The sequence below is a fragment of the Geodermatophilus sp. SYSU D00705 genome (assembly GCF_054050135.1).
Genome location: NZ_JBJGYT010000006.1, coordinates 74,601 through 99,352, shown reverse-complemented (window position 1 = coordinate 99,352; position 24,752 = coordinate 74,601). Strand labels below are relative to the sequence as shown.

The window sequence follows — 24,752 nt, the reverse complement described above, 5'->3', positions numbered from 1 at the left end:
ATGAGCGCCGACCCGCGGCGGCAGGTGCCCCGCACCGACACGCTGCTCGCCGACCCCGACCTGGCTCCCGCCGTCGACCGCCTCGGCCGTGAGCTGGTGAAGTCCGTCGTCCAGCAGGTGCAGCAGCGGATCCGGGACGGCGCGGTCGCACCCGGGAACGCCGTGGCCGCCGTCCTGGCCCGCCTCCCCGCGACGGCGAGCAGCCTGCAGCCGGTGCTCAACGCCACCGGGGTGCTGGTGCACACCAACCTCGGCCGGTCCCCGCTGTCGCCGGCCGCCGTCGCGGCGATCGCCGCGGCCGCCGGCACCACCGACGTCGAGCTCGACCTCGGCACCGGGCGCCGCGGCCCCCGCGGCGAGGCGGCGATCGCCGCGCTGCTGGCCGCGGTCCCCGCGGCGGAGGCGGCGATCGTGGTCAACAACTGCGCCGCCGCCCTCGCACTGCTGGCCACCGCGCTCGGCGGGGAGCTGGTCATCGCGCGGGGCGAGCTGGTCGAGATCGGCGACGGGTTCCGCATCCCCGAGCTGCTGGTGGCCACCGGCACCCGGCTGCGCGAGGTGGGGACGACGAACCGGGTGACCCTCGACGACTACCGCGACGCCCTGCACGAGGAGACCGGCGCGGTGCTCAAGGTGCACCCGTCGAACTTCGTCGTCCGCGGGTTCACCCGGGCGGTGCCGGTCGCCGAGCTCGCCGCCGCGCTGTCGGGCAGCGGCGTCCCGCTGGTCGCCGACGTCGGCTCGGGGCTGCTGCGTCCGCACCCGGCGCTGCCCGACGAGCCGGACCTGCAGACCACCCTCGCCGACGGCGCCGACCTCGTGCTCGCCAGTGGCGACAAGCTGCTGGGCGGGCCGCAGGCCGGGCTGGTCCTCGGCCGGGCGCCCCTCGTCGAGCGGCTGCGCCGGCACCCGCTCTACCGCGCCCTGCGGGTCGACAAGACGACCCTGGCCGGGCTGGAGGCGACGCTGCGCGGCCCGCTGCCGCCGGTGCAGGAGATGCTCGCCGCGGACGTCGCCACGCTGCGCCGCCGGGCCGAGACCCTCGCCGGCCGGCTGGCCGCCGCCGGGCTGGACGCGCGGGCCGTGGACTCCGAGGCCCGCGTCGGCGGGGGCGGGGCGCCGGAGCACCCGCTGCCGAGCGCCGCGGTCTCCCTGCCCGCCGACCTGGCCGAGCCCCTGCGCGCCGGGACGCCTCCGGTGGTCGGCCACGTGGCCGGCGAGCGCACCCTGCTGGACCTGCGCAGCCTGCCGCCCGCGGCGGACGAGACCGTGGCCGGCGCGGTGCTGGCGGCCGCGCGGTGCGGCCGGTGACCGGCATGGACGTCATCGCCACCGCCGGCCACGTCGACCACGGCAAGTCGACACTGGTCCGCGCGCTCACCGGCATGGAGCCCGACCGGTGGGAGGAGGAGCGCCGCCGCGGGCTGACCATCGACCTCGGCTTCGCCTGGACGACGCTGCCCTCGGGCCGCCGCCTCGCGGTCGTCGACGTCCCCGGTCACGAGCGGTTCATCGGGAACATGCTGGCCGGCGTCGGGTCGGTGCCCGCGGCCCTCGTCGTGGTGGCCGCCGACGACGGCTGGTCGGCGCAGACCGCCGAGCACGTCGCCGTCCTGGACGCGCTCGGCGTCCGGCACGGGCTGCTCGCCGTCACCAAGGCCGACCTCGCCGACCCCGCGCCGGTGCTGGCCGACGTCCGGGAGCGGCTGGCCGGGACGTCGCTGAGCCGGGTACCCGGGGTGGCGGTCAGCGCCGCCACCGGCGCCGGCGTGCCCGAGGTCGCCGCCGCGCTGGAGGCCCTCCTCGCGGGCCTGCCCGCGCCGGACCGCAGCGCGCCCGTGCGGCTGTGGATCGACCGCGCGTTCCCGATCAAGGGCGCGGGCACCGTGGTCACCGGCACCCTGGCCGCCGGGACGATCGCGCCGGGGGACCGCCTGCAGCTGGGCGACCGGGAGGTCGGCATCCGGGGCGTGCAGTCCCTCGGGCAGCCCGTGGAGCGGGCCGAGGCCACCGCGCGGGTCGCGCTGAACCTGCGCGGCGTCGCGGTGGAGGAGCTGGCGCGGGGGGACGCGCTGCTCACCCCGGGCGCGTTCCGCTCCACCGTCGACGTGGACGTCACCCTCGACGCCGTTCCGGACGACCGGCTGCCGGCGGAGGCGGTCGTGCACGTGGGCTCCGCGGCCGTCGGCGCCCGCGTGCGCCCGCTGGAGGGGACGGCGGTGCGGCTGCGGCTGGCCACCCCGCTGCCGCTGCGGATCGGCGACCGGCTGCTCCTGCGCGACCCCGGGGCCCGCCGGGTGCTCGGCGCCGACGTCCGCGACGTCGACCCGCCGGAGCTGCGCCGCCGGGGTGCGGCCCGGCAGCGCGCCGCCGAGCTGGCCGCCCAGCCGTCGGGCGCGGCCGGTGCGGCCGCGGACCTCGCCCGCCGCCGCATCGTGCGCGCGGCCGACTTCACGGCGATGGGCTGGCCGGTGCCCGAGGGCGCCACCGCGGTCGGCCCGTGGCTGCTCGCGCCGGGCCTGGTCGACGAGCTCGCCGCCGCGCTGCCCGGGGTGGTCGGCCGCTACCGGCAGCTGCGTCCGCTGGAGGCCGGACCCCCGGTCGCCGTCGTCCGCCGGGCCCTGGAGCTGCCGGACGACGAGCTCGTGCCCGCGCTCGTGCGCCCGCCGCTGACCCTGCGCGAGGGCCGGGTCGCCGTCGCCACCGCCGGGCTGCCCCCGCGGGTGCAGCAGGCCGTCGACGCCGTCCGGACCCGGCTGGCCGCCGATCCCTTCGCCGCGCCGGAGGCCCCCGACCTCGCCGCCGCCGGGCTGGGACCGCGGGAGCTGGCCGCGGCCGTCCGGGACGGCCAGCTGGTCCGGATCGCCGACGGCGTCTACCTCGCGCCCGGCGTGGAGCGGGTGGCGCGGGAGCGGCTGGTGGGGGTGCCGGCGCCGTTCACCCTCAGCCAGGCCCGCTCGGCGTGGGGCACCACCCGCCGGGTCGCCGTCCCGCTCATGGAGTGGCTCGACGCCCGCGGGATCACCGAGCGGCTGCCGGACAACACCCGCCGGCTCCGGTAGGTCAGCCGCCGGCCTCGCGGAGGAAGCGCTCGCGCTCGTCGCTCGCATCGGGCGCAGGGTCCGGTGAGGAGTCGACGGTCTCGACGGTGTCCTCGAGCCGCACCGGCTCCGGCAGCCGCCGGTAGCGCTCCCGCTCGTCGGGGTCGGTCATGCGGGCAGGGTGCCCGCGCCCGGTGCCGCCGGGCAAGGGGGCGCGATGACGTGCTCCGAGCCCCGGGTCGACCCTCACCTCGGGGCAGCTCGTGCTCTGCCCACCGTCGTGGGCAGAGCACGAGCTCCCGTCAACCGGGAGCTCGCCCCCGCTCAGTCGGCGGCGGGCACCCAGCGGGCGGGCCGCTTCTCGCGGAAGGCGGCGATCCCCTCCTGGCCCTCCTCGCTCGCGAAGAACCGGGCGGAGAGCTCGAGCAGGTCGTCGAAGGAGCCGCGCAGTCCGCCGCTGCGCAGCAGCCGCTTGGTCTCGGCCAGGGCGGCCGGCGCCCCGGCGGCCAGCGCGGTGACCTGGGCGGCCACCGCGGCGTCCACCTCGTCGTCGGGCACCGCGAGGTCGACCAGCCCGCCGGCGGCCGCGGTCGCGGCGTCGAAGACCTCCCCGGTGAGCATCAGCCGGTGCGCCACGTGCGGCAGCACCCGCGGCAGGACGACGGCGGAGATGACCGCCGGCACGATGCCGAGGCGCACCTCGGAGAAGGCGAACGTGCCCGAGGACCCCGCGACGACCACGTCGCAGGCGGCCAGCAGACCGACGCCGCCGGCCCGCGCCGGTCCGCGCACCACCGCGACGACCGGCTTGGGGGAGTGCCAGAGCGTGGTGAGGATCTCCGGGAACTCCCGCACGCCCTGGTCCTCCGACGCCCCGCCGGCGGCCTCGGAGAGGTCCATGCCCGAGCAGAAGACGCGGCCGGTGTGGTCGAGCACCACCACTCGCACCGCGTCGTCGGCGAGTGCCCCGGCCAGCGCCGACCGCAGCTGGGCCCGCATCGCCCGCGACAGCGCGTTGCGGTTGGCGGGGGAGTCCAGCACGAGGGTGGCGACCCCGCGCGACACCGACACCTGCAGCACCCGGTCCGACGTCACGTGCCGCATCCTGCCGGGCGGTGGCGGCCGCGCGGCACACTGGGAGCAGATGAACACCGTCCTGCCCCTGCCGGCGTCGCCCCCCCGCTCCTGGCACCTGCCCGACAGCGCCCGCGAGGGCCTGGCCACCACGCCGTTCGGGCTCTACGTGCACGTGCCGTTCTGCGCGACCCGGTGCGGCTACTGCGACTTCAACACCTACACCGCCGACGAGCTGGGCCCCGGCGCCAGCCGCGCCGAGTACGCCGGCACCGCGATCGCCGAGCTGCGGCTGGCCGCCGCCACCCTGCGCTCCGACCTGCCGACGGTCTCCACGGTCTTCGTCGGTGGGGGCACGCCCACGCTGCTGGCCGCCGACGACCTCGCCGCCGTCCTGGCCGCCGTCCGGGAGCTCTTCCCGGTGGCCGACGACGTCGAGGTGACCACCGAGGCCAACCCGGAGACCGTGTCGCCGGAGAGCCTGGCCCGCCTGCGGGAGGCCGGCTTCACCCGCGTGAGCCTCGGCATGCAGTCCGCTGCCGAGCACGTGCTCGCCGTCCTCGACCGCCGGCACACCCCCGGCCGGGCCGTGGAGGCGGCGCGCGAGGCCCGGGCCGCCGGCTTCGAGCACGTCAACCTCGACCTCATCTACGGCACGCCGGGCGAGACCGACGCCGACTGGGCCGCCTCGCTCGACGCCGTCCTCGCGGCCCCGGTCGACCACGTCAGCGCCTACGCCCTCATCGTCGAGGAGGGCACCCGGCTGGCCCGCCGGATCAGCCGCGGCGAGCTGCCCATGCCCGACGACGACGTCTTGGCCGACCGCTACGAGCAGGCCGACGCCACCCTCCGCGGCGCCGGGTTCGACTGGTACGAGGTGTCCAACTGGGCCACCGGCGACGCCGCCCGGTGCCGGCACAACGAGCTGTACTGGGCCAACGCCAACTGGTGGGGCGTGGGCCCGGGCGCGCACAGCCACGTCGGCGGGTTGCGCTGGTGGAACGTCAAACATCCGGCCGCGTACGCCGGGCGGCTGCTGCAGGGCGACAGCCCGGCGCAGGACTCCGAGCTCCTGGACGACGACGACCGGGCGCTGGAGACGATCATGCTCGGCCTGCGGCTGCGGGAGGGGCTGACGCTCACCGCGCTGTCCGACGCCGGCCGGGACCGCGCCGCCGGCGCCGTCGCCCGGGGGCTGCTCGACGCGGCCGCGCACGCCGGTGGCCGCGCCGTCCTCACCGACTGCGGGCGGCTGCTCGCCGACGCCGTCGTCCGGGAGCTGACGGACTAGTTCCGCTTGGTCCCCCTCGCGGGCTATGGTGCCCGTTCCGGCAACGGCGCCGGATCGGTCCAGGGGGTGGTCAGCAGTGGTCACACGCACGTCCCCGCACGCCCTCGGACGCCTCCGATCCGCCGTCCCGCCGATGCAGCTCTCCGGCGGCATGCTGCTGGCCTTGGCGATGAACCGCCGCGCCCGCGGGTTGCGAGGTCTCGACGTCCTCCGCCGCAGCCAGGACAGGGCTCCGCCGCGCTCCTCCTGACTCCGTCCGTGGAGTCGCAACGGCCCGTCCTGACGCGCACCGCACCGGTGACCGCGTCTCCCCGTGTTGCCCGAGGAGTTCCCATGACCAGCACCGCCCCCGCCCCCGTGCCCGCCACCGGCGACCCGCGGTGGGAGCACTTCCGGGTGCGCCTGGAATCGCAGCGCGCCGAGTGCGTCAAGGAGCGCGAGCTCGCGCTGGCCGACACCGTGCAGTCGCTGCCCGACGACGTCGCGGTCTCCCGCGCCGCGAGCCTGCAGCGCACCATCGAGGACATCGACGCCGCCCTCGGTCGCATCGCGGCCGGCACCTACGGCCGGTGCGTGCACTGCGGCACCGCCATCCCCGAGGAGCGGCTGGAGCTGCGGCCCTTCGCCACCGGGTGCGTGGCCTGCTCGCAGCGCCGCTGACGCCGTCCGACCCGCTGTCCTGACGGGCGCGACCCCGGTCTGACATCTGTCAGGCCGGGGTCCCGACGTCCCGCACTACTGCCCGGACGCCGACCCCAGCAGCCTGGTCGGGTGCCTGGAGAGACCGCCCTCGACATCCGCGACCTGACCGTCCGCTACGGCGGCACGGCCGCCGTCTCCGGCCTGGACCTGCAGCTGCGCGCCGGGGAGACCGTCGCGTTGCTCGGGCCCAACGGCGCGGGGAAGTCCACCGTCGTCAACGCCGTCCTGGGGCTGGTGCCCTCGACCGGGACCGTCCGCGTGCTCGGCCGGCCGCCGGCCGCCGCGATCCGGGCCGGCTGCGTCGGCGCGATGCTGCAGCACGGCGGGCTGCCGGGCGAGACCCGCGTCGGCGAGGTGCTCGGACTGGTCCGCAACAGCTACCCGCGCCCCTGGCCGCTGGCCGACCTCGCGGTCACCGCGGGCATCGACGGACTGCTCGACCGGCCCGTCGAGGCGCTCTCCGGGGGGCAGCGCCAGCGGGTGCTGCTGGCCCTCGCGCTGGCCGGGCAGCCGCCGCTGCTGCTGCTCGACGAGCCCACCTCCGCCATGGACGTCGAGGGCCGCCGCGCCTTCTGGACGACGATGCGCGGGCTGGCAGACCGCGGCACCACCGTCGTCTTCGCCACCCACCACCTCGAGGAGGCCGACGCCGTCGCCGACCGCGTGGTCGTGGTCGCGGGCGGGCGGGTCGTCGCCGACGGCACCGCAGCGGAGGTCAAGGCCGGGATCACCGGCCGCACGATCACCTTCACCCCACCGGAGGGCGCCCGCCTCGACGGCCTGCCCGGCGTCACCGCCGCGACCCGGCAGGGCGACCGGGTCAGCCTCAGCACCGACGACGCCGAGGCCACCCTGCTGGCCCTGCTGGCCGGCGGCGGGCGGCTGCCGGACCTGGAGGTCCGCGGCGCGAGCCTCGAGGAGGCCGTCCTCTCCCTCACCGGCGCCCAGCCCGCCGCGACCCCGATCGGAGCCGACCGATGAGCACCCTGCTCGCCTTCCAGCTGCGCCGCGTCGGCCGCAACCGGCAGTTCCTCTTCTTCACCGTGCTGCTGCCGGCGCTGTTCACCGTCTTCTTCACGAAGATCTTCGGCGCCCAGGCCGGCAGCGGGGCGGAGTACCAGGCGTACGCCACCACGTCGATGGTCTCGATGATGGCCTACGGGGCCCTGGGCGCCGCGCTCGGCGCGACCATCCGGATCTCCTTCGACCGGGCGTCGGGGTGGCTGCGGCAGCTGCGGGTGACGCCCGTGCCGACGTCGTCGGTCGTCACCGTCGACGTGGTCGTCGGGATGCTGCTGACGCTGCCGAGCCTGCTCGTCGTCGCGCTGGTCGGTGGCCTGGTCAACGGCGTCGAGCTGGCCCCGCTGACCTGGGTCGGGCTGGTGGCCGTGCTCTGGCTGGGCTCCGGGGCGTTCGTCGCGCTGGGCCTGCTGGTCGGCCACGCCCTCGACGAGAAGGCCGCCGGCGGCGCGATCGGCATCCTCGGCGTGGTGCTGGCCGCGCTCGGCGGGCTGTGGGTGCCGGTGCAGGTGTTCCCCGAGTCCCTCCGCGCGCTGGCCTCCACGCTGCCCTCGTACTGGTACGCGCAGCTGGGCCGCGACGTCGTCGCCCTCGGTGCGCCGTCGCCGACCACGGTGCTGGCGGTGGCCGGGTTCACCGCCGGGTTCGCCGTCCTGGCCACGACGGTCGCACGGCGTCGTCCGCTGCACGCCGTCGCCGGCTGAGCGGGTTAGCGTCCACGGTCGTGGACCCCCGCACCCCGTGGCAGCGGATGGGCTGGGCGGTGCCCTGGCTGCTGTTCCAGGTGTTCCCGCTCGCCGACCTGTTCACCACCCACCACCCGGTCGGCGTCCGGGTGGTGGCGGTGGCGGGGCTGCTGGCGTTCACCGCCGCCTACCTCGTCGTGTTCAGCCGGACGTTCGGCCGCGGGGACCGCCCCTGGCCGTGGCGGGAGCTGCTCGTCGTCGCCGTCCTCGGGGTGGCCCTGGCGGTCTGGCTGGGGCCGTCCTGGGCGGGGCTGATGATCTACGTGTCGGCGGCCTCGGCCGCGGCGCTGCCCGAGCGGTTCGTGTGGCCGGCGATCGGCGGGGCGGCAGCGGTGTGCGCCTCGGTGCTCGCCGCCCACGACATGCTCGGCGAGCTGTTGATCCTGCCGGTGATCTGCGTGCTCACCGCCTTCGCGCTGCGGGGCACCCGGTACCTGGTCTCGGTCAACGCCGAGCTGGTCGAGGCCCGCGACGAGCTGGCGCGCTCGGCCGTCGCCGAGGAGCGGCTGCGCTTCGCCCGCGACCTGCACGACCTCCTCGGCCACAGCCTGTCGCTGATCGCGCTCAAGAGCGAGCTCGCCGGCCGGCTGGCCGAGCGGGACCCGGCGCGGGCGCGCGCGGAGATGGCCGACGTGGAGACCGCGGCCCGGCGGGCGCTGGCCGAGGTGCGGGAGGCGGTCAGCGGGTACCGCCAGGTCGGCCTGTCCCTCGCCCTCGCCGAGGCCCGGGCCGCGCTGTCGGCCGCGGGCATCACCCTGAGGACGCCGTCCGGGACGCCCCCGCTGCCCGGGCCTGTGGACGCCGTCCTCGGCTGGGTGGTCCGGGAGGCGACCACGAACGTGCTGCGGCACAGCGGCGCGCGCACGGTGACCGTCGGCGTCGCCGTCACCGACGGGGAGGTCGCGCTGACGGTCGCCGACGACGGTCGCGGTCCGGCCGGGGAGGCCGCCGGGAGCGGTGCCGGCCTGGCCGGCCTGGAGGAGCGGCTGGCGCAGCTCGGTGGCCGGCTGGAGGCCGGCCCCGTCCCCGCGGGCGGCTTCCGGCTGTGCGCGCGGGTGTCGGCCGCGGCGCGGGTGGGCGCGGCGTGATCCGGGTGCTCGTCGCCGAGGACCAGACGATGGTCCGCGGGGCGCTGCGGGCGCTGCTGGACCTGGAGGAGGACATCGAGGTCGTGGCCGAGGTCGGCCGCGGCGACCTGGTGGTCGACGCCGCCCGCGAGCACCGGCCGGACGTCGCGCTGCTCGACATCGAGATGCCCGGGTGCGACGGCATCGAGGCGGCCCGCGCGCTGGCGGACGCGGTGCCCGACTGCCGGGCCGTCGTCCTCACCACCTTCGGCCGACCCGGGTTCCTGCGCCGGGCCATGGAGGTCGGCGCCGCCGGGTTCCTCGTCAAGGACGCCCCCGTCGCCGAGCTGGCCCGCGCCATCCGGGCGGTGGTGGCGGGCGAGCGGGTCATCGACCGCGACCTCGCCGCGGCCGCGCTGGCGCTGGGCGCGACGCCGCTGTCGGGCCGGGAGGCCGACGTCCTGCGTGCGGCCGCCGACGGCGCGACGGTCGCCGACATCGCCCGCCGGCTGTTCCTCTCCGAGGGGACGGTCCGCAACTACCTGTCCTCGGCGATCGGCAAGACCGGCGCCCGCACCCGGGTGGAGGCCGCCCGGGTCGCGGAGGAGAAGGGCTGGCTGTAGAAGGACCCCGTCCTCCTCACCCCTCGCAGGCTCGGGGCGAGCCTCTGGACGGGGCCCGAGGGGAGCAGGAGAGGCCGTGTTACTCCCGGGGGCGCTCGGGGACCGGCGGCTGGACCTGGATCGCGGCGGTGGTGGGGCCGGCGACCTGTGACGGCATCAGCGCGTCGAGGTCGAGGACGCGCACGTGGATGACGTTGCGCTGCTGCAGCGCCGCCCGCAGCGCCCGGTGCAGGCCGTCCTCGAGGTAGAGCTCGCCCTGCCACTGGACGGCGTGCGGGAACAGGTCGCCGTAGAACGTGGAGTCGTCGGCCAGCAGCGTGTCCAGCGCCAGCTCGCTCTTGGTGGTCACGAGGGTGTCGAGCCGGATCTGCCGCGGCGGGATCATCGCCCAGTCCCGCGTCGACAGACCGTGGTCGGGATAGGGCCGGCCGTTCCGGACCGCTTTGAAGATCAGGGCACCGACCTCCGCTCTGCGCGTGCCGGCGCGGACGCCGGCCCGTCGAGCCTATCGACCCCCGCGTCGCGACCCGGCGGCCCCGTCCAGAAGCTCGCCGCGAGCTTGCGAGCGGTGAGGAGGACGGGGTCCTTGAAGTATGCTCGTCTGGCACTCTGTCCGCGCGAGTGCCAGCCGTCCGAGTGTCAGGTGCCGGCAGCGCCCGAGGTGCCTCCGCGAGGGTGTCGTACGACGCGTCGACCGGTACGGGGAGGTGTCACCGTGGCGCACGACGAACGCCGCCTGCAGGTGCTGCGGGCCATCGTCCAGGACTTCGTCTCGACCAACGACCCGGTGGGCAGCAAGGCGCTCGCCGAGCGGCACGACCTGGGCGTCTCGCCGGCCACCATCCGCAACGACATGGCCGTGCTCGAGGAGCAGGGCTACATCACCCAGCCGCACACCAGCGCCGGCCGGGTGCCCACCGACAAGGGCTACCGGCTGTTCGTCGACCGGCTGTCGGCGGTCAAGCCGCTGTCGATGGCCGAGCGCCGGGCGATCGAGCGCTTCCTCGACGGGGCCCTCGACCTGCACGACGTCCTCAATCGGACGGTGCGGCTGCTCGCGCAGCTGACCCACCAGGTCGCCGTCGTCCAGTACCCGACGCTGGCGCGCAGCGCGGTGCGCCACCTGGAGGTGGTGCAGGTGGCCAGCTCCCGGCTGCTGCTGGTGCTGATCACCGACACCGGCCGGGTCGAGCAGCGGCTGATCGAGTGCCCGGTCGACGTCGCCCACGACGACGTCGCCGAGCTGCGGGCGCTGCTGAACTCCGCCTTCAGCGGGGCGAAGCTGGCCGACGCCGGCGGCAAGGTGCCCGACCTGCTCGACACCGCGCCGCCGCACCTGCGCCCGCTGGTCGCGTCGGTCAGCGCGGCCCTGGTCGAGACGCTGGTCGAGCCGGGGGAGGACCGCCTGGTGATCGGCGGGACGGCGAACCTGGCACGCGCCGCGGTCGACTTCCCGGGCAGCCTGCGCCCGCTGCTGGAGGCCCTGGAAGAACAGGTGGTCGTCCTGCGGTTGATCAGTGAGGTGGACACCGGCGGCGCGGTGCTCGTGCGCATCGGCGAGGAGAACGCGCACGAGGCCCTCACCGGGGCGTCGGTGGTCTCCGTGGGCTACGGCTCGGCCGACCGCGCGCTCGGCGGCCTGGGCATCGTCGGCCCCACCCGGATGGACTACCCAACGAACATGGCCGCGGTTCGCGCCGTGGCCCGCTACGTCGGCCAGATCCTGGCCGAGAGCTGAGGCTGAGACTTCTCGATGGCAACCGACTACTACGGCGTCCTGGGGCTGACCCGCGGGGCCTCCGACAACGAGATCAAGAAGGCCTACCGCCGGCTGGCCCGTGACCTCCACCCCGACGTCAACCCCGACCCGGGGGCCAAGGAGCGTTTCCAGGAGGTCAGCCGCGCCTACCAGGCGCTGACCGACCCGGAGAAGCGCCGGATCGTCGACCTCGGCGGTGACCCCTTCGACAACGGCGCGGGCGCCGGTGCGGGCAACCCCTTCGGCGGGGCCGGCTTCGGTGGCCTCGGCGACATCATGGACGCCTTCTTCGGTGGCGGCGGGTCGTCGCGGGGCCCGCGCAGCCGGGTGCGCGCCGGGGGCGACGCCCTCATCCGGGTCGAGCTGGACCTCGACGAGACGGTGTTCGGCACCACCCGGGACATCACCGTCGACACCGCCGTCCTCTGTGACTCCTGCACCGGGGCCGGCACCGCGCCCGGCACCCACCCGACCACCTGCACCACCTGCTCGGGCCGCGGCGAGGTGCAGAGCGTGCAGCGCTCCTTCCTCGGCCAGGTCGTCTCCACCCGCACCTGCCCGACCTGCGCCGGCACCGGCCAGGTCATCCCCGAGCCGTGCCCCAAGTGCGGCGGCGACGGTCGGGTCCGCGCGCGGCGCACCATCCCGGTGAAGGTCCCGGCCGGCGTCGAGGACGGCATGCGGATCCGGCTCACCGGCCACGGCGAGGTCGGCCCCGGCGGCGGTCCGGCCGGCGACCTGTACGTGGAGATCGTCGAGCGCCCGCACGCGGTGTTCACCCGCGACGGGGAGGACCTGCACTGCCGGGTCACCCTGCCGATGACCGCCGCGGCCCTGGGCACCACCCTCACGCTGGAGACCCTCGACGGCGAGGAGGAGGTCGACATCCGGCCCGGCACGCAGTCCGGCAGCGTGCTCACCCTCCGCGCCAAGGGTGCCCCGCGGCTGCGGGCCACCGGGCGCGGCAACCTCATGGTGCACGTCGAGGTCGAGACGCCGACCCGCCTGGACGCCGAGCAGGAGAAGCTGCTGCGTGAGCTGGCGGCGCTGCGCGGGGAGGACCGGCCGGCGTCGTCGTCCGAGGGGCAGGGTGGGCTGTTCTCCAAACTGCGGGACGCGCTGAAGTGAGCGAGCTCGCGAGCTCACGAGTGGGCACAGCACGTCCCGGAACGAGATCGACGAGCGCCAGCGAGGAGGTCTCGTGACGGTCGCGACCGACGACCGCGTGCCCGAGCTCGACGGCAGCCCGCTGTTCCTGCTCGACGAGCTGCCCGACGCCGCGGAGGTGCTGGTCGACGGCGCCGAGGGCCGGCACGCCGTCGACGTCCTGCGGTTGACGCCGGGTGAGTCGGTGCGGGTCGGGGACGGCCGCGGCACCGTCGTCGACGGCGAGGTCACCGCCGCCGGGCCCGAGGGCCTGCGGGTGCGGGTGTCGGCGCGGCACGAGGTGCCCCCGCCGGCGCTGCAGTTGGTGCTCGTGCAGGCGCTGCCCAAGGGCGAGCGCGGGACGCTGGCCGTGGAGCTGGCCACCGAGCTCGGCGTCGACCGGATCGTCCCCTGGGCGGCCGCCCGCTGCGTGACCCGCTGGCGGGCGGACCGCGCGGCCAAGGGCGTGGCGAAGTGGCGGGCTGCGGCGCGGGCGGCGAGCAAGCAGTCCCGGCGTCCGCGGGTCCCCGAGGTCACCGACGTCATGACGACCCGGCAGGTGTGCGGCGCCCTGGCCGACGCCGACCTCTCGCTGGTGCTGCACGAGCAGGCCCGGCACCCGCTGTCGCGGGTCGACCTGCCCGCCGAGGGCACGATCGCGGTCATCGTCGGCCCGGAGGGCGGGCTCACCGACGGCGAGGTCGTCGCGCTCAGCGCCGCCGGCGCCCGGCCGGTGCGGCTCGGCCCCGAGGTGCTGCGCACCTCCACCGCGGGCGCGGCCACGCTCGCGGCGCTGTCGGTCCGCACCCGCTGGGCCTGAGCTCCGCGGGGCGCCTCCCGCACCATGTGGTCGCCCACCGCGCGCTACACCGTGGGGCAGGAGACCACGAGGTGTCCTCCGTGGCAGCCGACGGGACGGCGGTCAGCGCAGCGCGTGCCGGGCGCGGTCGCTCACCAGGTCGACCAGGAAGGTCAGGACGACGACCGCGGCGAGCACGGTGGTGACCGCGGCCCAGTCGAACGTGGCCACCTCCGAGGCCAGCAGCGCACCCAGCCCGCCGGCACCCAGCAGGCCGACCAGCACGGTGTCGCGGATGACGACCTCCCACCGGTACAGGGCATAGGCCAGCACCGGGCCCGCCGCGCCGGGCAGCACCCCGTACAGCCACGCCTCGACCGGCCGCGCACCGAGCGCCGCCAGGGCCGCCCGCGGCCGCGGGTCGAGCTCCTCGGTGGCCTCCGCGGCGAGCCGGCCCAGGACGCCGAGGGTGTAGACGCCCAGCGCCAGCGCACCCGGCAGCACCCCGGGGAGCAGCACGAACAGCAGCACCAGTGCCCAGACCGGCGGTGGCACGGCCCGCAGGAGCAGCAGCCCGATCCGGACGGCGGCGCCGGCGGCCCACCGCACCGGGGACGGCCGGCGGCGCGGGCGGGCCGCCACCCCCGCCAGCAGCACCGCCCCGAGCGTCGCGACGGCGATGGCGATCACCGACATCTGCACCGTGTCCACGGCGAGCGCCGCGACCGTCTGCAGCAGCGCGCTGTCGGTCGTCGGCGGCCAGGCCGCGCCGAGGACGTACGCCAGCTGCTCGCCGGTGCGCGCCGACACCAGCGTCGCCGGCGACACGGCCAGGTACCACCACGACCAGGTGACCAGCAGGAGCGTGCCGGCGACCGCGCCGGTCAGCAGCGGGTCCCGGTGCGGGCCGGGTGCCGGCGCGGCCAGCCGGCGCCGCACCGCCCGCCCGGCGACGTCGGCGGCCAGGCACAGCAGCGACAGGGCGTAGACGCAGGACCACACCTGCTCCCACCGCAGGGACGCGAACGACAGCGTCAGCTGGTAGCCCAGCCCACCCGCGCCCACCATGCCGAGGACGACGGCGGAGCGGACCGCGCACTCCAGCCGGTAGAAGGAGTACGAGAGCAGCCCGCCCGCGGCCGGCGGCAGCAGCCCGTACAGCGCGGCCGACGCCCGCCCGGCGCCCGCGGCCAGGAGGGTGGACCAGCCGCCGCGGGGCACCTCGTCGACCAGGTCGGCGAAGACCTTGGCGGTGACCGCGCCGTAGGGGATGCCGATCGCGAGGATGCCGACCCACGGGTCCAGACCCAGCACGTTGACGAGGAGCAGGCCCCACACCGCCTCGTGCAGGCCGCGGGGCACGGCGAGGACGCCGCGGGACAGCGCCCAGCCCAGCCGGCGCCGTCCCCAGGTGGTGCGGGAGACGAGCACCGCACCGGCCGCGCCGAGGACCAGCGCGAGCGCGGTGCCCAGCGCGGCGTAGGCGATGGTGATCAGCGCCGACGTGGCCAGGACGGCGAGGAACTCCGCGTCCAGGGCTGGGGAGAGGGCGGCCGCGGCGAACCGGCCGAACTGCGCCACGCCGCCGGGGTTGACCACCTCCCCGGTGAACAGCCCCGCGCCGGCCAGCGACCACAGCAGCACCGCGGCCGAGCCGAGCGCCCAGGCCCAGCGCCGGCGGTCCCGCCGCAACCGGGGGACGGCGGGCCGCACCGGACGGTCGAGCAGGGTCGTCATGCCGGCGCGCCGTACAGGCCGGCGAGGTCGGCGGGGCCGAGCGCCGCCGTGGGCCGGTCGAGGACCACCCGCCCGCCGGCCAGGCCCACCACCCGGTCGCAGTGCCGCAGCACCAGCCCCGGGTCGTGCAAGGAGGCGACCAGCGCGCCGCCGCGGGCCCGGGCCAGCTCGCCGAGGAGCGCCAGTGCCTGGTCGGCCAGCACCGGGTCGAGGGCGGACGCCGGCTCGTCGGCGAGGACGATGTCGGGCTGCTGCACGAGCAGCCGGGCGATCGCCACCCGCTGCCGCTGCCCGCCGGAGAGCCGGTCGGTGCGCTCGAAGAGGCGGTCGGCCAGGCCCACCCGCTCCAGCGCGGCCACGACGTCGGCGACGCCCTGCGGCCGCAGCAGCGACCACGCCGCCCGGGCCGCCGACCAGTGGCCCAGCCGCCCGGCGTTGACGTTGTGCACCACCCGCAGCGACCCGACCAGCTCCAGGTGCTGGTGCACGGTGCCGATCCGGGCACGCAGCCGCCGGCCGGAGGGCGCGGCGGGGTCGGCGTCCAGCACGCGGACCTCGCCGGCCGTCGGCGCCACCGACCCGTTGGCCAGCCCCAGCAGCGTCGACTTCCCCGCGCCGGAGGCGCCGACGAGGGCGACCCGCTCGCCGGGGCCGACCGTGAGGTCGACCCCGGCCAGCGCCGTCGTCCCGCCGTACCGCACCTCGACGCCGGAGAGCCGCAGGACGGCGGTCAGCTGACCAGCCCCAGGTCGCGGCCGATCTCCTCGATCTGGTCGTAGTTCGCGGCCTCGGTCGGGAGGAAGGAGCCCGCGCCGAACAGCTCCAGCACCTCGGCGTCGGCCGGGTCGGCGGCCGACAGACCGGTGAAGTAACCGGTCAGCCGGTCGCGGAGGTCGTCGGCGCCGAGCCGCTCGGCGACCCGCGGGCCGAGCAGCCAGTGGTAGTCGTGGTACGGCGCCGTCTCGGTGTACAGGACGACGGCCGGGTCGACGGCGCCCTCCTGCGACCGCGACGCCCAGACCTGCTCGTTGAGCACGCCGGCCTGGTAGCTGCCCGAGGCGACCAGCTCGAGGGTGGCGTCGTGCGAGCCGGAGAAGCCGGGCCCGCCCGGGAAGCCCTGCGGGTCGACGCCGGCCTCGCGCAGGAAGTACGCCGGCATGAGCCGCCCGGAGGTCGAGGTCTCGCTGCCGTAGGTGAACCGCAGCGGCGCCAGGGCGGGGAGGTCGTCCGACGGGGCCAGCCCGGTGCCGGCGTTGACGACGAACACCGAGGTGAAGCGCTCGTCGATGTCGCGCTGGGCGACCGGCTCGGCGCCGGGGGTCTGCAGCCGGGCCTGGACGCCGGTGAGCCCGCCGAACCAGACCAGGTCGAGGTCGCCGGTGCGGAAGAGGGAGACCGCCGCGCCGTAGTCGGTGACCGGGCGGTACTCCACGTCGAGGTCCAGCGCGGCCGACACGGAGTCGGCGACGGTGGCGTACAGGCGCTGGAGGACCTCGGGGTCCTGGTCGGGGATGGCGCCGATGCGCAGGGGGCCGGCCGGGTCCGTGGTGGACGCCGCGACCGGCGAGGAGCGGCCGCAGCCGGGGATCGCGGCGGCGAGGGCGACGCCGGCGCCGGCCAGCAGGGAGCGGCGGGAGAGCGGGGGGAGGACGGACTGGGACTCGAGGACACCCGACCGGGCGACGCGACGGGCGCCCACTACGTCCTCGAGCAGGGGTGGGGGACGGGCACGGGACACCTCCAGGTGGGGACGGGGACGCGGTCATCCTCACCCACCCGGCTGGTGCCCCGCCGCCTAAGGTCCGGGAGGTGGAATGCCTCTTCTGCCGCATGGTCACCGGCGAGGTCCCGGCCACGGTCGTGCACGAGACCGACCGGACGCTCGCCTTCCGTGACATCAACCCGCAGGCGCCGACGCACGTGCTCGTGATCCCCAAGGACCACCACCCGACCGCGGCGGCGCTGGCCGCGGCCGATCCCGGCCTGCTGGCCGCGGTCGTCGGGGCCGCGCACGCGGTGGCGGTGCAGGAGGGGCTGGCCACCGAGTACGACGTCGAGCCCGGCTACCGGGTGGTCACCAACACCGGCCCGGCGGCCGGGCAGACGGTGCACCACGTGCACCTGCACGTGCTGGGCGGCCGGCACATGAACTGGCCGCCCGGCTGACGAGCCGCCGGGCCGCGCCGTCCCCCTGAGTGGCCGCGCCGGTCCGGCGGCGACAGGGTGGCGCCATGACCGAGCCCGTGCGCATCGAGCGGGACGGCGACGTCGCGGTCGTCGTCCTGGACAACCCGCCGCTGAACCTCTTCGACGCCCCGGTCTTCGACGCGGTCGAGCGGGTCGCCGGCGAGCTGGCCACCCTCACCGGCCCGGGCGACCCCGGCCGGGCCCGCGCGGTGCTCGTCGAGGCCCGCGGCAAGGTCGTCTCCGGCGGCGTCGACGTGACCTTCTTCCGCGACATCGCCGAGGGGCCGGAGCCCACCGAGCGGGGCGCCGAGCTCTGGCGCCGCCTCCTGCGGGTGGCCCAGGCGTTCGAGGACCTCCCGGTGCCGACGGTGTTCGCCGCGCACGGGCTCACCCTCACCGCCGCCTTCGAGCTGGCGCTGGCCTGCGACGTGCTCCTCGCCGCGGAGCGCGCGTCGTTCGGGCTGGTCGAGATCGTCGTCGGGCTGACCCCGTCGATGGGCGGGCCGCAGCGGCTGGCCGAGCGCGCCGGGCCGGCCCGCGCCAAGGAGCTGGTCTTCACCGGCGAGCGCTACCCGGCCGCGGTGCTCGAACGGTGGGGCGTGGTCAACCGCGTGCTCCCCGACGACGGGTTCGCCGAGGCCGCCCGCGCGTACGCCCGGCTGGTCGCCTCGGGCCCGACGGTCGCGCACGCGGCCACCAAGACGCTGGTGGCCACCGCCGTCCGGCAGGGCGCGCGCGCCGCCGACGACCTGGTCCCCGAGGTCTCCGGGCCGCTGTTCGGTACCGAGGACCTGCGCGGTGCGGTGCGCTCCTTCCTCGCCGACGGACCGGGGAAGGCCACCTACTCGGGCCGGTGACCTGCGCCTCGGACGGCGGTTCGGGGGGTGCCGCGCGGGTAGACTCGACGCGTCCGCACCCCCTCCCGCAGGAAGGCAGGGTCGAGGGTTCTTGCCCGACTCCTCCCCGAACGTCCCCGTGCCCGGCGCCCTCACGTCCCGTGAGGCCTCGGCACAGGCCGCAGCGGCGGACGGCCATCTCGGTACGCCCGCCCAGTCCGCCACCGGCCTCGCGGGCGTCCCCGCGGCGGTGCGGACGACGATCACCGTCCCCGACTCCGTTCCCATGGTCGCCCTGCTGGGGTCCGCCGACGAGCTGCTCCGGCTGGTCGAGGACGAGGTCGACACCGACGTCCACGTGCGCGGCAACGAGATCGCCGTGACCGGCCAGCCGGCCGACAACGCCTTCGCCGTAGCCGTCTTCGACGAGCTGATCGCGCTGCTCGGCACCGGTCAGACGCTGCGGCCGGACTCGGTGCGCCGGGTCATCGGCATGCTGCGCGCCGGTGGCGCCGAGCGCCCGGCCGACGTGCTCAGCCTGGACATCATCAGCCGCCGCGGGCGCACGATCCGGCCCAAGACGCTGAACCAGAAGCGCTACGTGGACGCGATCGACGCGCACACCGTCGTCTTCGGCATCGGCCCGGCCGGCACCGGCAAGACCTACCTGGCCATGGCCAAGGCCGTGCAGGCGCTGCAGACCAAACAGGTCAACCGGATCATCCTCACCCGCCCCGCGGTCGAGGCCGGGGAGCGGCTGGGCTACCTGCCCGGCACCCTGTCGGAGAAGATCGACCCCTACCTGCGGCCGCTCTACGACGCGCTGCACGACATGGTCGACCCGGAGTCGATCCCGCGGCTGATGCAGTCGGGCACGATCGAGGTCGCCCCGCTGGCCTACATGCGCGGGCGCACGCTCAACGACGCGTTCGTCATCCTCGACGAGGCGCAGAACACCACCGCCGAGCAGATGAAGATGTTCCTCACCCGGCTCGGCTTCGGTTCCAAGATCGTCGTCACCGGCGACGTCACCCAGGTGGACCTGCCCGGCGGCGCGCAGAGCGGACTGAAGATCGTCCGCGAGATCCTCGACGGCATCGAGGACGTCCACTTCGCCAACCTCACCAGCTCCGACGTCGTCCGCCACCGCCTGGTCGGCGACATCGTCGACGCCTACGAGCGCTGGGACGCCGCCCACCAGCAGAGCCGCCCGGCCACCGGCCAGGCGCCGGTGCGCCCCACGCGGCCGCGCCGCCAGGGGAGCTGATCGCCGTGCCCGTCGAGGTCGCCAACGAGTCCGAGATCGCCGTCGACGAGTCCTCGCTCGCCGCGGTCTGCACCTACGTGCTCTCCGAGATGGGGGTCAACCCCATGGCCGAGCTGTCGGTGCTGTGCGTCGACCCGGACTACATGAGCACGCTGCACGAGCGCTGGATGGGGGAGAAGGGCCCGACCGACGTCCTCGCCTTCCCCATGGACGAGCTGGACACCGGCCGTCCCGACGAGCCCGAAGCGGGCCCGGCGCTGCTCGGCGACGTGGTGCTGTGCCCGTCGGTCGCCATCCGCCAGGCCCGCGCGGCCGGGCACACGATGGACGACGAGCTCCTCCTGCTCGCCACGCACGGCGTGCTGCACCTGCTCGGCTACGACCACATGGAGCCCGAGGAGGAGAAGGAGATGTTCGGCCTGCAGTCCTCCCTGCTCGAGGGCTGGCGTTCGGCCCCGCGGGCGCCGATGACCGGTGAGGCCGTCGACGGGGGGCCGGGCCCCCGATGAGCTCCGGCGAGATCACCCTCCTGGTGATCGCCGTCTGCCTCATCCCGCTCGCCGGCGTCTTCGGCGCGATGGACGCCGCCCTCCAGCGCGTGTCCCGCGCCCGCGTCGAGGAGATGCGGCGCGACGGGGTCAAGCGGGCGGCGGTCCTCGAGGACGTCGTCACCGAGCGGGCGCGGCACGTCTCCCTGCTCCTGCTGCTGCGGATCGCCTGCGAGATGGTCGCCGCCGTCGTGGGCACCGTCGTGCTGTACCGGATGTGGGGCGGCGGCTGGCAGACGGTGCTCACCGCGGCCGGCGTCATGACCGTCGTCAGCTACGTGCTGGTCGGTGTCGGCCCGCGCACGCTGGGACGCCAGCACGCGTACGGCTTCGCGCTGCGCACCGCCGGCGTCGTCCGGCTGCTCGGGCGGCTGCTGGGACCGGTCGCGACGCTGCTGATCCTCGTCGGCAACATGATCACGCCCGGCCGCGGCTACCGCGACGGGCCGTTCTCCTCCGAGGTCGAGCTGCGCGAGCTGGTCGACATGGCCGAGGAACGGGGCGTCGTCGAGTCCGGCGAGCGGAACATGATCCACTCGGTCTTCGAACTGGGCGACACGATCGCCCGCGAGGTCATGGTGCCGCGCACCGACGTCGTCTGGATCGAGCGCAGCAAGACCGTCCGCCAGGCCCTCGCGCTGGCCCTGCGCAGCGGGTTCAGCCGGCTGCCGGTCATCGGCGAGAACGTCGACGACGTGGTCGGCGTGGTCTACCTCAAGGACCTCGTCCGCCGGGCCCAGGGCGTGCACGACCCGAAGAACGGCCCGCGCGTCGAGGAGCTCATGCGCCCGCCGACGTTCGTGCCGGAGTCCAAGCCGGTCGACGAGCTGCTCCGGGACATGCAGGCCCAGCGCATCCACATCGCGATCGTGGTCGACGAGTACGGCGGCTTCGCCGGGCTGGTCACCATCGAGGACATCCTCGAGGAGATCGTCGGCGAGATCGCCGACGAGCACGACGCCGTGCAGCGGCCGCCGGTCGAGCACCTGGACGACGGCTCGGTCCGGATCACCGCCCGGCTGCCGGTCGGCGACCTCGCCGAGCTGTTCGACGTCGAGCTGCCCGAGGACGACGACGTCGAGACCGTCGGCGGGCTGCTCGCCCGGGAGCTGGGCCTGGTGCCGATCGAGGGGTCGGCCGCGGAGGTCGCCGGGCTGCGGCTGGTCGCCGAGAGCACCGGGGGCCGCCGGAACCGGATCGACACCCTGCTGGTCTGCCGCGCGACCGAGCCCGACACCGGGGACACCCCGGAGGCGGGGGCCACCCGGGCGGACGTGCCGGCGGCCGTGGAAAGCTGACCCGTCGTGACCGACCTGCAGCCCGAGGACGCCAAGCTCGTCACCCTCGCCCGCTCGGCCCGCGGCCGCACCGGCGCGCCCGAGGGAGCGGCCGTGCGTGACACCGACGGCCGCACCTACGTGGCCGCCTCGGTCGCGCTGCCGTCGCTGGCGCTGTCGGCGCTGCAGGCCGCCGTCGCCGCCGCGGTGTCCAGCGGGGTCGAGGGGCTCGAGGCCGCCGCGATCGTGTCCGGCGCCGACGCGGTCGAGGAGGCGGGGCTGGCCGCGGTGCGCGACCTCACGCCGTCCGCGCCGGTGTTCCTGGCCGGCCCCGACGGCGCCGTCCGCGCCACCGTCTGAGAAAGGACCCCGTCCTCCCCACCCTTCGCCGGCTCAGGGCGGGACCCGGGACGGGGCCGGGGGTCGCCGGACGAGCGGGTCCATCCGCACGGACACACCCGCCCCGGTCACCGCAGCGGCACCCCGAGGGCGTCGGCGAACGCCGCGGGGTCGCGGACCCACACGGTGAACGCCTTCTCGCCGTCGGTCGCCAGGTGCCGGACGGCGACCCGCGTCCGCCCGGGCCACCAGCCGCCCCGCGAGCGCGCCTTGGGCCAGCCCGCGGGCGGGGCGCCGCGGCGGACCTCCCGCACCAGGCTGCGGGGCACCACGTGCAGGGACGACGTCCGCCGCAGCCCGGCGATGTCGAAGGAGAGCCCGGAGTCCGAGACCGTCAGCCGGGCCGTGGACAGCACGACCACCGCGAGGCCCAGCAGCAGCGCCAGCGGCAGCTCGCCGAGCACCGCCGACGTCCCGCCGGTCCAGGCGAACAGGGCCAGCCAGGCGGCGACGAACAGCGCCGCGGTGACCAGCAGCCAGGGCCGGGGCGGGTCGTACTGCCAGTAGTGCAGCGGCGCCGGGGTGACCGTGGCCGACCGCCGGGGACCGCGGGCGGGGAAGAAGCCGTACGCCGCGACCTGGACCGCGTGCCGCTCCTGCTCCCGCAGCGCCCGCACCGCCAGGGTCTCGTCCTGCTCCCGCCGCCTCCGACCAGCCATGCCCCGATCCTCCCTGGCCGGTCCCGGCGGGTGTCCGGCGGAGGTGTGCGGGGGTGTCGGGCCCCGGTGGGAGACTGGACGGCGTGAGCGCACCGGACCAGCCGTACCGCAGCGGCTTCGCCTGTCTGGTGGGCCGCCCCAACGCCGGCAAGACCACGCTCACCAACGCGCTGGTCGGCGAGAAGGTCGGCATCGTCAGCAACCGCCCCCAGACCACCCGGCACGCGATCCGCGGCGTCGTCCACCGCCCGGGTGGGCAGCTGGTGCTGGTCGACACCCCCGGCCTGCACAAGCCCAAGAGCCTGCTCGGCCGCCGGCTCAACGACGTCGTCCGCGACACCCTGTCCGAGGTCGACGTCGTCGTGTTCTGCGTGCCGGCCGACCAGCCCGTCGGCACCGGCGACCGGTTCATCGCCCGCCAGCTGCGCGAGGTGAAGGCGCCGGTCGTCGTGGTGGTCACCAAGACCGACGCGGCGAGCAAGAAGCAGATCGCCGAGCAGCTCGTGGCCGCCAGCGCGCTGGTCGAGGCCGCCGAGGTCGTGCCGGTGAGCGCGGTGGCCGGCGACCAGGTCGAGCTGCTGGAGGACCTCCTCGTCGGGCTGCTGCCCGAGGGGCCGCCGCTGTACCCGGAGGAGCAGACCACCGACGAGGACGTCGAGCGGCAGGTCGCCGAGCTGGTGCGCGAGGCCGCGCTGGAGAAGGTGCGCCAGGAGGTGCCGCACTCCCTCGCCGTCACCGTGGAGGAGATGACCCGCCGTCCGGACCCCCGGCGGCCCGGCGGCGAGCTGGTCGAGGTGCACGCGCTGCTGCACTGCGAGCGCCCGAGCCAGAAGCCGATGCTGCTCGGCCGCGGCGGGGAGATCATCAAGGCGATCGGCACCGAGGCCCGCCAGGGCATGGAGACGCTGCTCGGCGCGCGGGTGCACCTGGACCTGCACGTCACGGTGCTGGGCGAGTGGCAGGACGACCCCAAGAAGCTCAACCGGCTCGGGTACTGACCGATGTCCACCACGCCGAAGGCGCTCTACCGCGACGAGGGCGTCGTCCTGCGCACCCAGAAGCTGGGTGAGGCCGACCGCATCGTCACGGTGCTCACCCGCCGGCACGGCAAGGTGCGCGCGGTGGCCAAGGGCGTGCGCCGCACCAAGAGCAAGTTCGGTGCCCGGCTGGAGCCGTTCACCCACGTGGACCTGCAGCTCTACACCGGCCGGAACCTCGACATCGTCAGCCAGGCCGAGACGATCCGGTCCTACGGTCAGCCGATCGCCCGGAACTACTCCGCCTACACCGCCGGCACCGCCGTGCTCGAGACCGCCGACCGGCTGACCGCGGAGGAGAAGGAGCCGTCGCTGCGGCTGTTCCTCCTCGTCATCGGCGCGCTCCGGTCGCTGGCCGAGCACACCCACCCCGCCGGGCTGGTGCTCGACGCCTTCCTGCTGCGGGCCATGTCGGTGGCCGGGTGGGAGCCGGCGCTGACCGGCTGCGCCCGCTGCGGCGAGGAGGGGCCGCACCGGCACTTCTCGGTGCCGGCCGGCGGCACGGTCTGCCCGCCCTGCCGCCCGGCCGGCTCGGCGATGCCCAACCCGGTCACCATCGAGCTGCTCGAGGCGCTGCTGACCGGCGACTGGGACGCCGCCGAGGCCAGCCAGGGCCCCACCCGGCGGGAGGGCAGCGGCCTGGTCGCCGCGCTGCTGCAGTGGCACCTGGAGCGGGGCCTGCGCTCCCTGCCGCTGGTGGACCGGTCCGAGTCGACGCCCCGGGAAGTGGGTCTGCTGCGTGAGGCGTGAGGTGAAGGCCCCGAACCCGCACCCCTCCGGGGCCCGGCCGCCGCAGATCCCGGCCGACAAGGTGCCCGGCCACGTCGCGATCGTCATGGACGGCAACGGCCGGTGGGCCAAACAGCGGGGCCTGCCCCGCACCGCCGGGCACGAGGCGGGGGAGTCCTCGCTGTTCGACTGCGTCGAGGGCGCGATCGAGCTCGGCATCACCGCGATCAGCGCCTACGCCTTCTCCACCGAGAACTGGCGGCGCAGCCCGGAGGAGGTCCGCTTCCTCATGGGCTTCAACCGCGACGTGATCCGCCGCCGCCGCGACGAGATGCACGAGCTCGGCGTGCGGGTGCGCTGGGCCGGGCGTCGTCCCCGGCTGTGGCGCAGCGTCATCAAGGAGCTCGAGATCGCCGAGGAGCTCACCCAGGACAACGACGTCCTGACGCTGACCATGTGCGTCAACTACGGTGGACGCGCGGAGATCGCCGACGCCGCCGCGGCGATCGCCCGGGAGGCCGCCGCCGGCCGGCTGGACCCGGACAAGGTCGACGAGAAGACCGTCGCCCGGTTCCTCGACGAGCCGGACATGACCGACGTCGACCTGTTCGTCCGCAGCTCGGGGGAGAACCGCACCAGCAACTTCCTGCTGTGGCAGTCGGCCTACGCGGAGTTCGTCTTCCTCGACACCCTGTGGCCGGACTTCGACCGGCGGCACCTGTGGGCGGCCTGCGAGGAGTACGCGTCGCGGCAGCGCCGCTTCGGCAGCGCCTGAGGCAGGCCGCGGTCCGGTCGCCGTCTGCGACCA

At 75.9% G+C, this 24,752-nt stretch carries 27 protein-coding genes; 20 read left to right on the top strand and 7 right to left on the bottom strand.

The window, feature by feature from the left end; all coding sequences use genetic code 11:
• A complete protein-coding gene (gene selA, locus ACI78Q_RS07040; protein WP_456922610.1) occupies positions 1-1,311 on the top strand; it encodes an L-seryl-tRNA(Sec) selenium transferase in 1,311 nt (436 codons plus the stop codon).
• A gap of 5 nt (positions 1,312-1,316) precedes the next feature.
• Complete coding sequence (gene selB, locus ACI78Q_RS07035; protein ID WP_456922706.1) at positions 1,317-3,062, top strand: selenocysteine-specific translation elongation factor; 1,746 nt, start codon at positions 1,317-1,319, stop codon at positions 3,060-3,062.
• Between the two features lies 1 nt (position 3,063).
• On the opposite strand, the gene ACI78Q_RS07030 is transcribed toward selB, so the two are convergent.
• A complete protein-coding gene (locus tag ACI78Q_RS07030; protein ID WP_456922608.1) occupies positions 3,064-3,213 on the bottom strand; it encodes a hypothetical protein in 150 nt (49 codons plus the stop codon).
• A gap of 152 nt (positions 3,214-3,365) precedes the next feature.
• Positions 3,366-4,145, bottom strand: coding sequence for an enoyl-CoA hydratase-related protein (locus tag ACI78Q_RS07025; protein ID WP_456922607.1), 780 nt, complete (start codon positions 4,143-4,145; stop codon positions 3,366-3,368).
• A gap of 40 nt (positions 4,146-4,185) precedes the next feature.
• Between ACI78Q_RS07025 and hemW the strand changes: the two genes are divergently transcribed.
• The 6 genes from hemW (at position 4,186) to ACI78Q_RS06995 (ending at position 9,564) form a co-directional block, all read left to right on the top strand.
• Positions 4,186-5,406 (top strand): radical SAM family heme chaperone HemW, encoded by a 1,221-nt coding sequence (hemW, locus tag ACI78Q_RS07020; RefSeq protein ID WP_456922606.1) that lies wholly within the window; start codon positions 4,186-4,188, stop codon positions 5,404-5,406.
• 333 nt (positions 5,407-5,739) lie between these two features.
• Positions 5,740-6,066 (top strand): TraR/DksA family transcriptional regulator, encoded by a 327-nt coding sequence (locus ACI78Q_RS07015; protein ID WP_456922605.1) that lies wholly within the window; start codon positions 5,740-5,742, stop codon positions 6,064-6,066.
• 111 nt (positions 6,067-6,177) lie between these two features.
• Positions 6,178-7,089: an ATP-binding cassette domain-containing protein gene (locus ACI78Q_RS07010; protein ID WP_456922604.1), complete on the top strand. Its 912-nt coding sequence runs from the start codon at positions 6,178-6,180 to the stop codon at positions 7,087-7,089.
• Positions 7,086-7,832 carry an ABC transporter permease gene (locus ACI78Q_RS07005; protein WP_456922603.1) on the top strand — a complete coding sequence of 249 codons (747 nt, stop codon included), beginning with the start codon at positions 7,086-7,088 and terminating at the stop codon, positions 7,830-7,832. Before ACI78Q_RS07010 ends, ACI78Q_RS07005 begins: the two co-directional genes overlap by 4 nt.
• A 20-nt stretch (positions 7,833-7,852) precedes the next feature.
• Entirely contained in the window at positions 7,853-8,962 is a 1,110-nt protein-coding gene (locus ACI78Q_RS07000; protein ID WP_456922602.1) for a sensor histidine kinase, read from the top strand.
• On the top strand, positions 8,959-9,564 hold the full coding sequence (locus tag ACI78Q_RS06995; protein WP_456922601.1) for a response regulator: 606 nt from the start codon (positions 8,959-8,961) through the stop codon (positions 9,562-9,564). Before ACI78Q_RS07000 ends, ACI78Q_RS06995 begins: the two co-directional genes overlap by 4 nt.
• A gap of 79 nt (positions 9,565-9,643) precedes the next feature.
• Here ACI78Q_RS06995 and ACI78Q_RS06990 read toward each other — a convergent pair whose 3' ends face one another.
• Complete coding sequence (locus tag ACI78Q_RS06990; RefSeq protein ID WP_456922705.1) at positions 9,644-10,015, bottom strand: type II toxin-antitoxin system VapB family antitoxin; 372 nt, start codon at positions 10,013-10,015, stop codon at positions 9,644-9,646.
• 264 nt (positions 10,016-10,279) lie between these two features.
• On the opposite strand from ACI78Q_RS06990, the gene hrcA reads away from it, so the two are divergent.
• From hrcA to ACI78Q_RS06975, 3 genes are all read left to right on the top strand, one after another.
• Complete coding sequence (hrcA, locus tag ACI78Q_RS06985) at positions 10,280-11,302, top strand: heat-inducible transcriptional repressor HrcA (RefSeq protein WP_456922600.1); 1,023 nt, start codon at positions 10,280-10,282, stop codon at positions 11,300-11,302.
• A gap of 15 nt (positions 11,303-11,317) precedes the next feature.
• Positions 11,318-12,451, top strand: coding sequence for a molecular chaperone DnaJ (dnaJ, locus tag ACI78Q_RS06980; protein WP_456922599.1), 1,134 nt, complete (start codon positions 11,318-11,320; stop codon positions 12,449-12,451).
• Between the two features lie 73 nt (positions 12,452-12,524).
• A complete protein-coding gene (locus ACI78Q_RS06975) occupies positions 12,525-13,289 on the top strand; it encodes a 16S rRNA (uracil(1498)-N(3))-methyltransferase (protein ID WP_456922598.1) in 765 nt (254 codons plus the stop codon).
• A gap of 102 nt (positions 13,290-13,391) precedes the next feature.
• Here ACI78Q_RS06975 and ACI78Q_RS06970 read toward each other — a convergent pair whose 3' ends face one another.
• Genes ACI78Q_RS06970 through ACI78Q_RS06960 form a run of 3 tightly spaced genes read right to left on the bottom strand, consistent with a single transcriptional unit; the run spans position 13,392 to position 16,704 of the window.
• A complete protein-coding gene (locus tag ACI78Q_RS06970; RefSeq protein ID WP_456922597.1) occupies positions 13,392-15,005 on the bottom strand; it encodes a PhnE/PtxC family ABC transporter permease in 1,614 nt (537 codons plus the stop codon).
• The gene (locus tag ACI78Q_RS06965) at positions 15,002-15,706 is read right to left on the bottom strand and encodes a phosphonate ABC transporter ATP-binding protein (protein WP_456922596.1); all 705 of its coding nucleotides are present in this window, start codon (positions 15,704-15,706) and stop codon (positions 15,002-15,004) included. Before ACI78Q_RS06965 ends, ACI78Q_RS06970 begins: the two co-directional genes overlap by 4 nt.
• A gap of 29 nt (positions 15,707-15,735) precedes the next feature.
• Positions 15,736-16,704, bottom strand: coding sequence for a putative selenate ABC transporter substrate-binding protein (locus ACI78Q_RS06960; RefSeq protein ID WP_456922595.1), 969 nt, complete (start codon positions 16,702-16,704; stop codon positions 15,736-15,738).
• A 110-nt stretch (positions 16,705-16,814) separates the two neighbouring features.
• On the opposite strand from ACI78Q_RS06960, the gene ACI78Q_RS06955 reads away from it, so the two are divergent.
• The 6 genes from ACI78Q_RS06955 (at position 16,815) to ACI78Q_RS06930 (ending at position 21,480) form a co-directional block, all read left to right on the top strand.
• Complete coding sequence (locus ACI78Q_RS06955; protein WP_456922594.1) at positions 16,815-17,171, top strand: HIT domain-containing protein; 357 nt, start codon at positions 16,815-16,817, stop codon at positions 17,169-17,171.
• Between the two features lie 65 nt (positions 17,172-17,236).
• Positions 17,237-18,049 carry an enoyl-CoA hydratase/isomerase family protein gene (locus ACI78Q_RS06950; protein ID WP_456922593.1) on the top strand — a complete coding sequence of 271 codons (813 nt, stop codon included), beginning with the start codon at positions 17,237-17,239 and terminating at the stop codon, positions 18,047-18,049.
• A 91-nt stretch (positions 18,050-18,140) separates the two neighbouring features.
• Positions 18,141-19,295 carry a PhoH family protein gene (locus tag ACI78Q_RS06945; protein ID WP_456922592.1) on the top strand — a complete coding sequence of 385 codons (1,155 nt, stop codon included), beginning with the start codon at positions 18,141-18,143 and terminating at the stop codon, positions 19,293-19,295.
• 5 nt (positions 19,296-19,300) lie between these two features.
• On the top strand, positions 19,301-19,804 hold the full coding sequence (ybeY, locus tag ACI78Q_RS06940) for an rRNA maturation RNase YbeY (protein ID WP_456922591.1): 504 nt from the start codon (positions 19,301-19,303) through the stop codon (positions 19,802-19,804).
• The gene (locus tag ACI78Q_RS06935; protein WP_456922590.1) at positions 19,801-21,141 is read left to right on the top strand and encodes a hemolysin family protein; all 1,341 of its coding nucleotides are present in this window, start codon (positions 19,801-19,803) and stop codon (positions 21,139-21,141) included. The genes ybeY and ACI78Q_RS06935 overlap by 4 nt, the downstream gene beginning before the upstream one ends.
• A 6-nt stretch (positions 21,142-21,147) precedes the next feature.
• Positions 21,148-21,480 carry a cytidine deaminase gene (locus ACI78Q_RS06930; protein ID WP_456922589.1) on the top strand — a complete coding sequence of 111 codons (333 nt, stop codon included), beginning with the start codon at positions 21,148-21,150 and terminating at the stop codon, positions 21,478-21,480.
• Between the two features lie 107 nt (positions 21,481-21,587).
• Here ACI78Q_RS06930 and ACI78Q_RS06925 read toward each other — a convergent pair whose 3' ends face one another.
• Complete coding sequence (locus tag ACI78Q_RS06925) at positions 21,588-22,178, bottom strand: hypothetical protein (protein ID WP_456922588.1); 591 nt, start codon at positions 22,176-22,178, stop codon at positions 21,588-21,590.
• 83 nt (positions 22,179-22,261) lie between these two features.
• On the opposite strand from ACI78Q_RS06925, the gene era reads away from it, so the two are divergent.
• The 3 genes from era to ACI78Q_RS06910 are packed head-to-tail and all read left to right on the top strand — an operon-like array spanning position 22,262 to position 24,719.
• The gene (gene era, locus ACI78Q_RS06920) at positions 22,262-23,176 is read left to right on the top strand and encodes a GTPase Era (protein ID WP_456922587.1); all 915 of its coding nucleotides are present in this window, start codon (positions 22,262-22,264) and stop codon (positions 23,174-23,176) included.
• Positions 23,177-23,179: 3 nt separating this feature from the next.
• Complete coding sequence (gene recO / locus ACI78Q_RS06915; RefSeq protein WP_456922586.1) at positions 23,180-23,965, top strand: DNA repair protein RecO; 786 nt, start codon at positions 23,180-23,182, stop codon at positions 23,963-23,965.
• The gene (locus tag ACI78Q_RS06910) at positions 23,955-24,719 is read left to right on the top strand and encodes an isoprenyl transferase (RefSeq protein WP_456922585.1); all 765 of its coding nucleotides are present in this window, start codon (positions 23,955-23,957) and stop codon (positions 24,717-24,719) included. The genes recO and ACI78Q_RS06910 overlap by 11 nt, the downstream gene beginning before the upstream one ends.
• Positions 24,720-24,752: the final 33 nt, after the last annotated feature.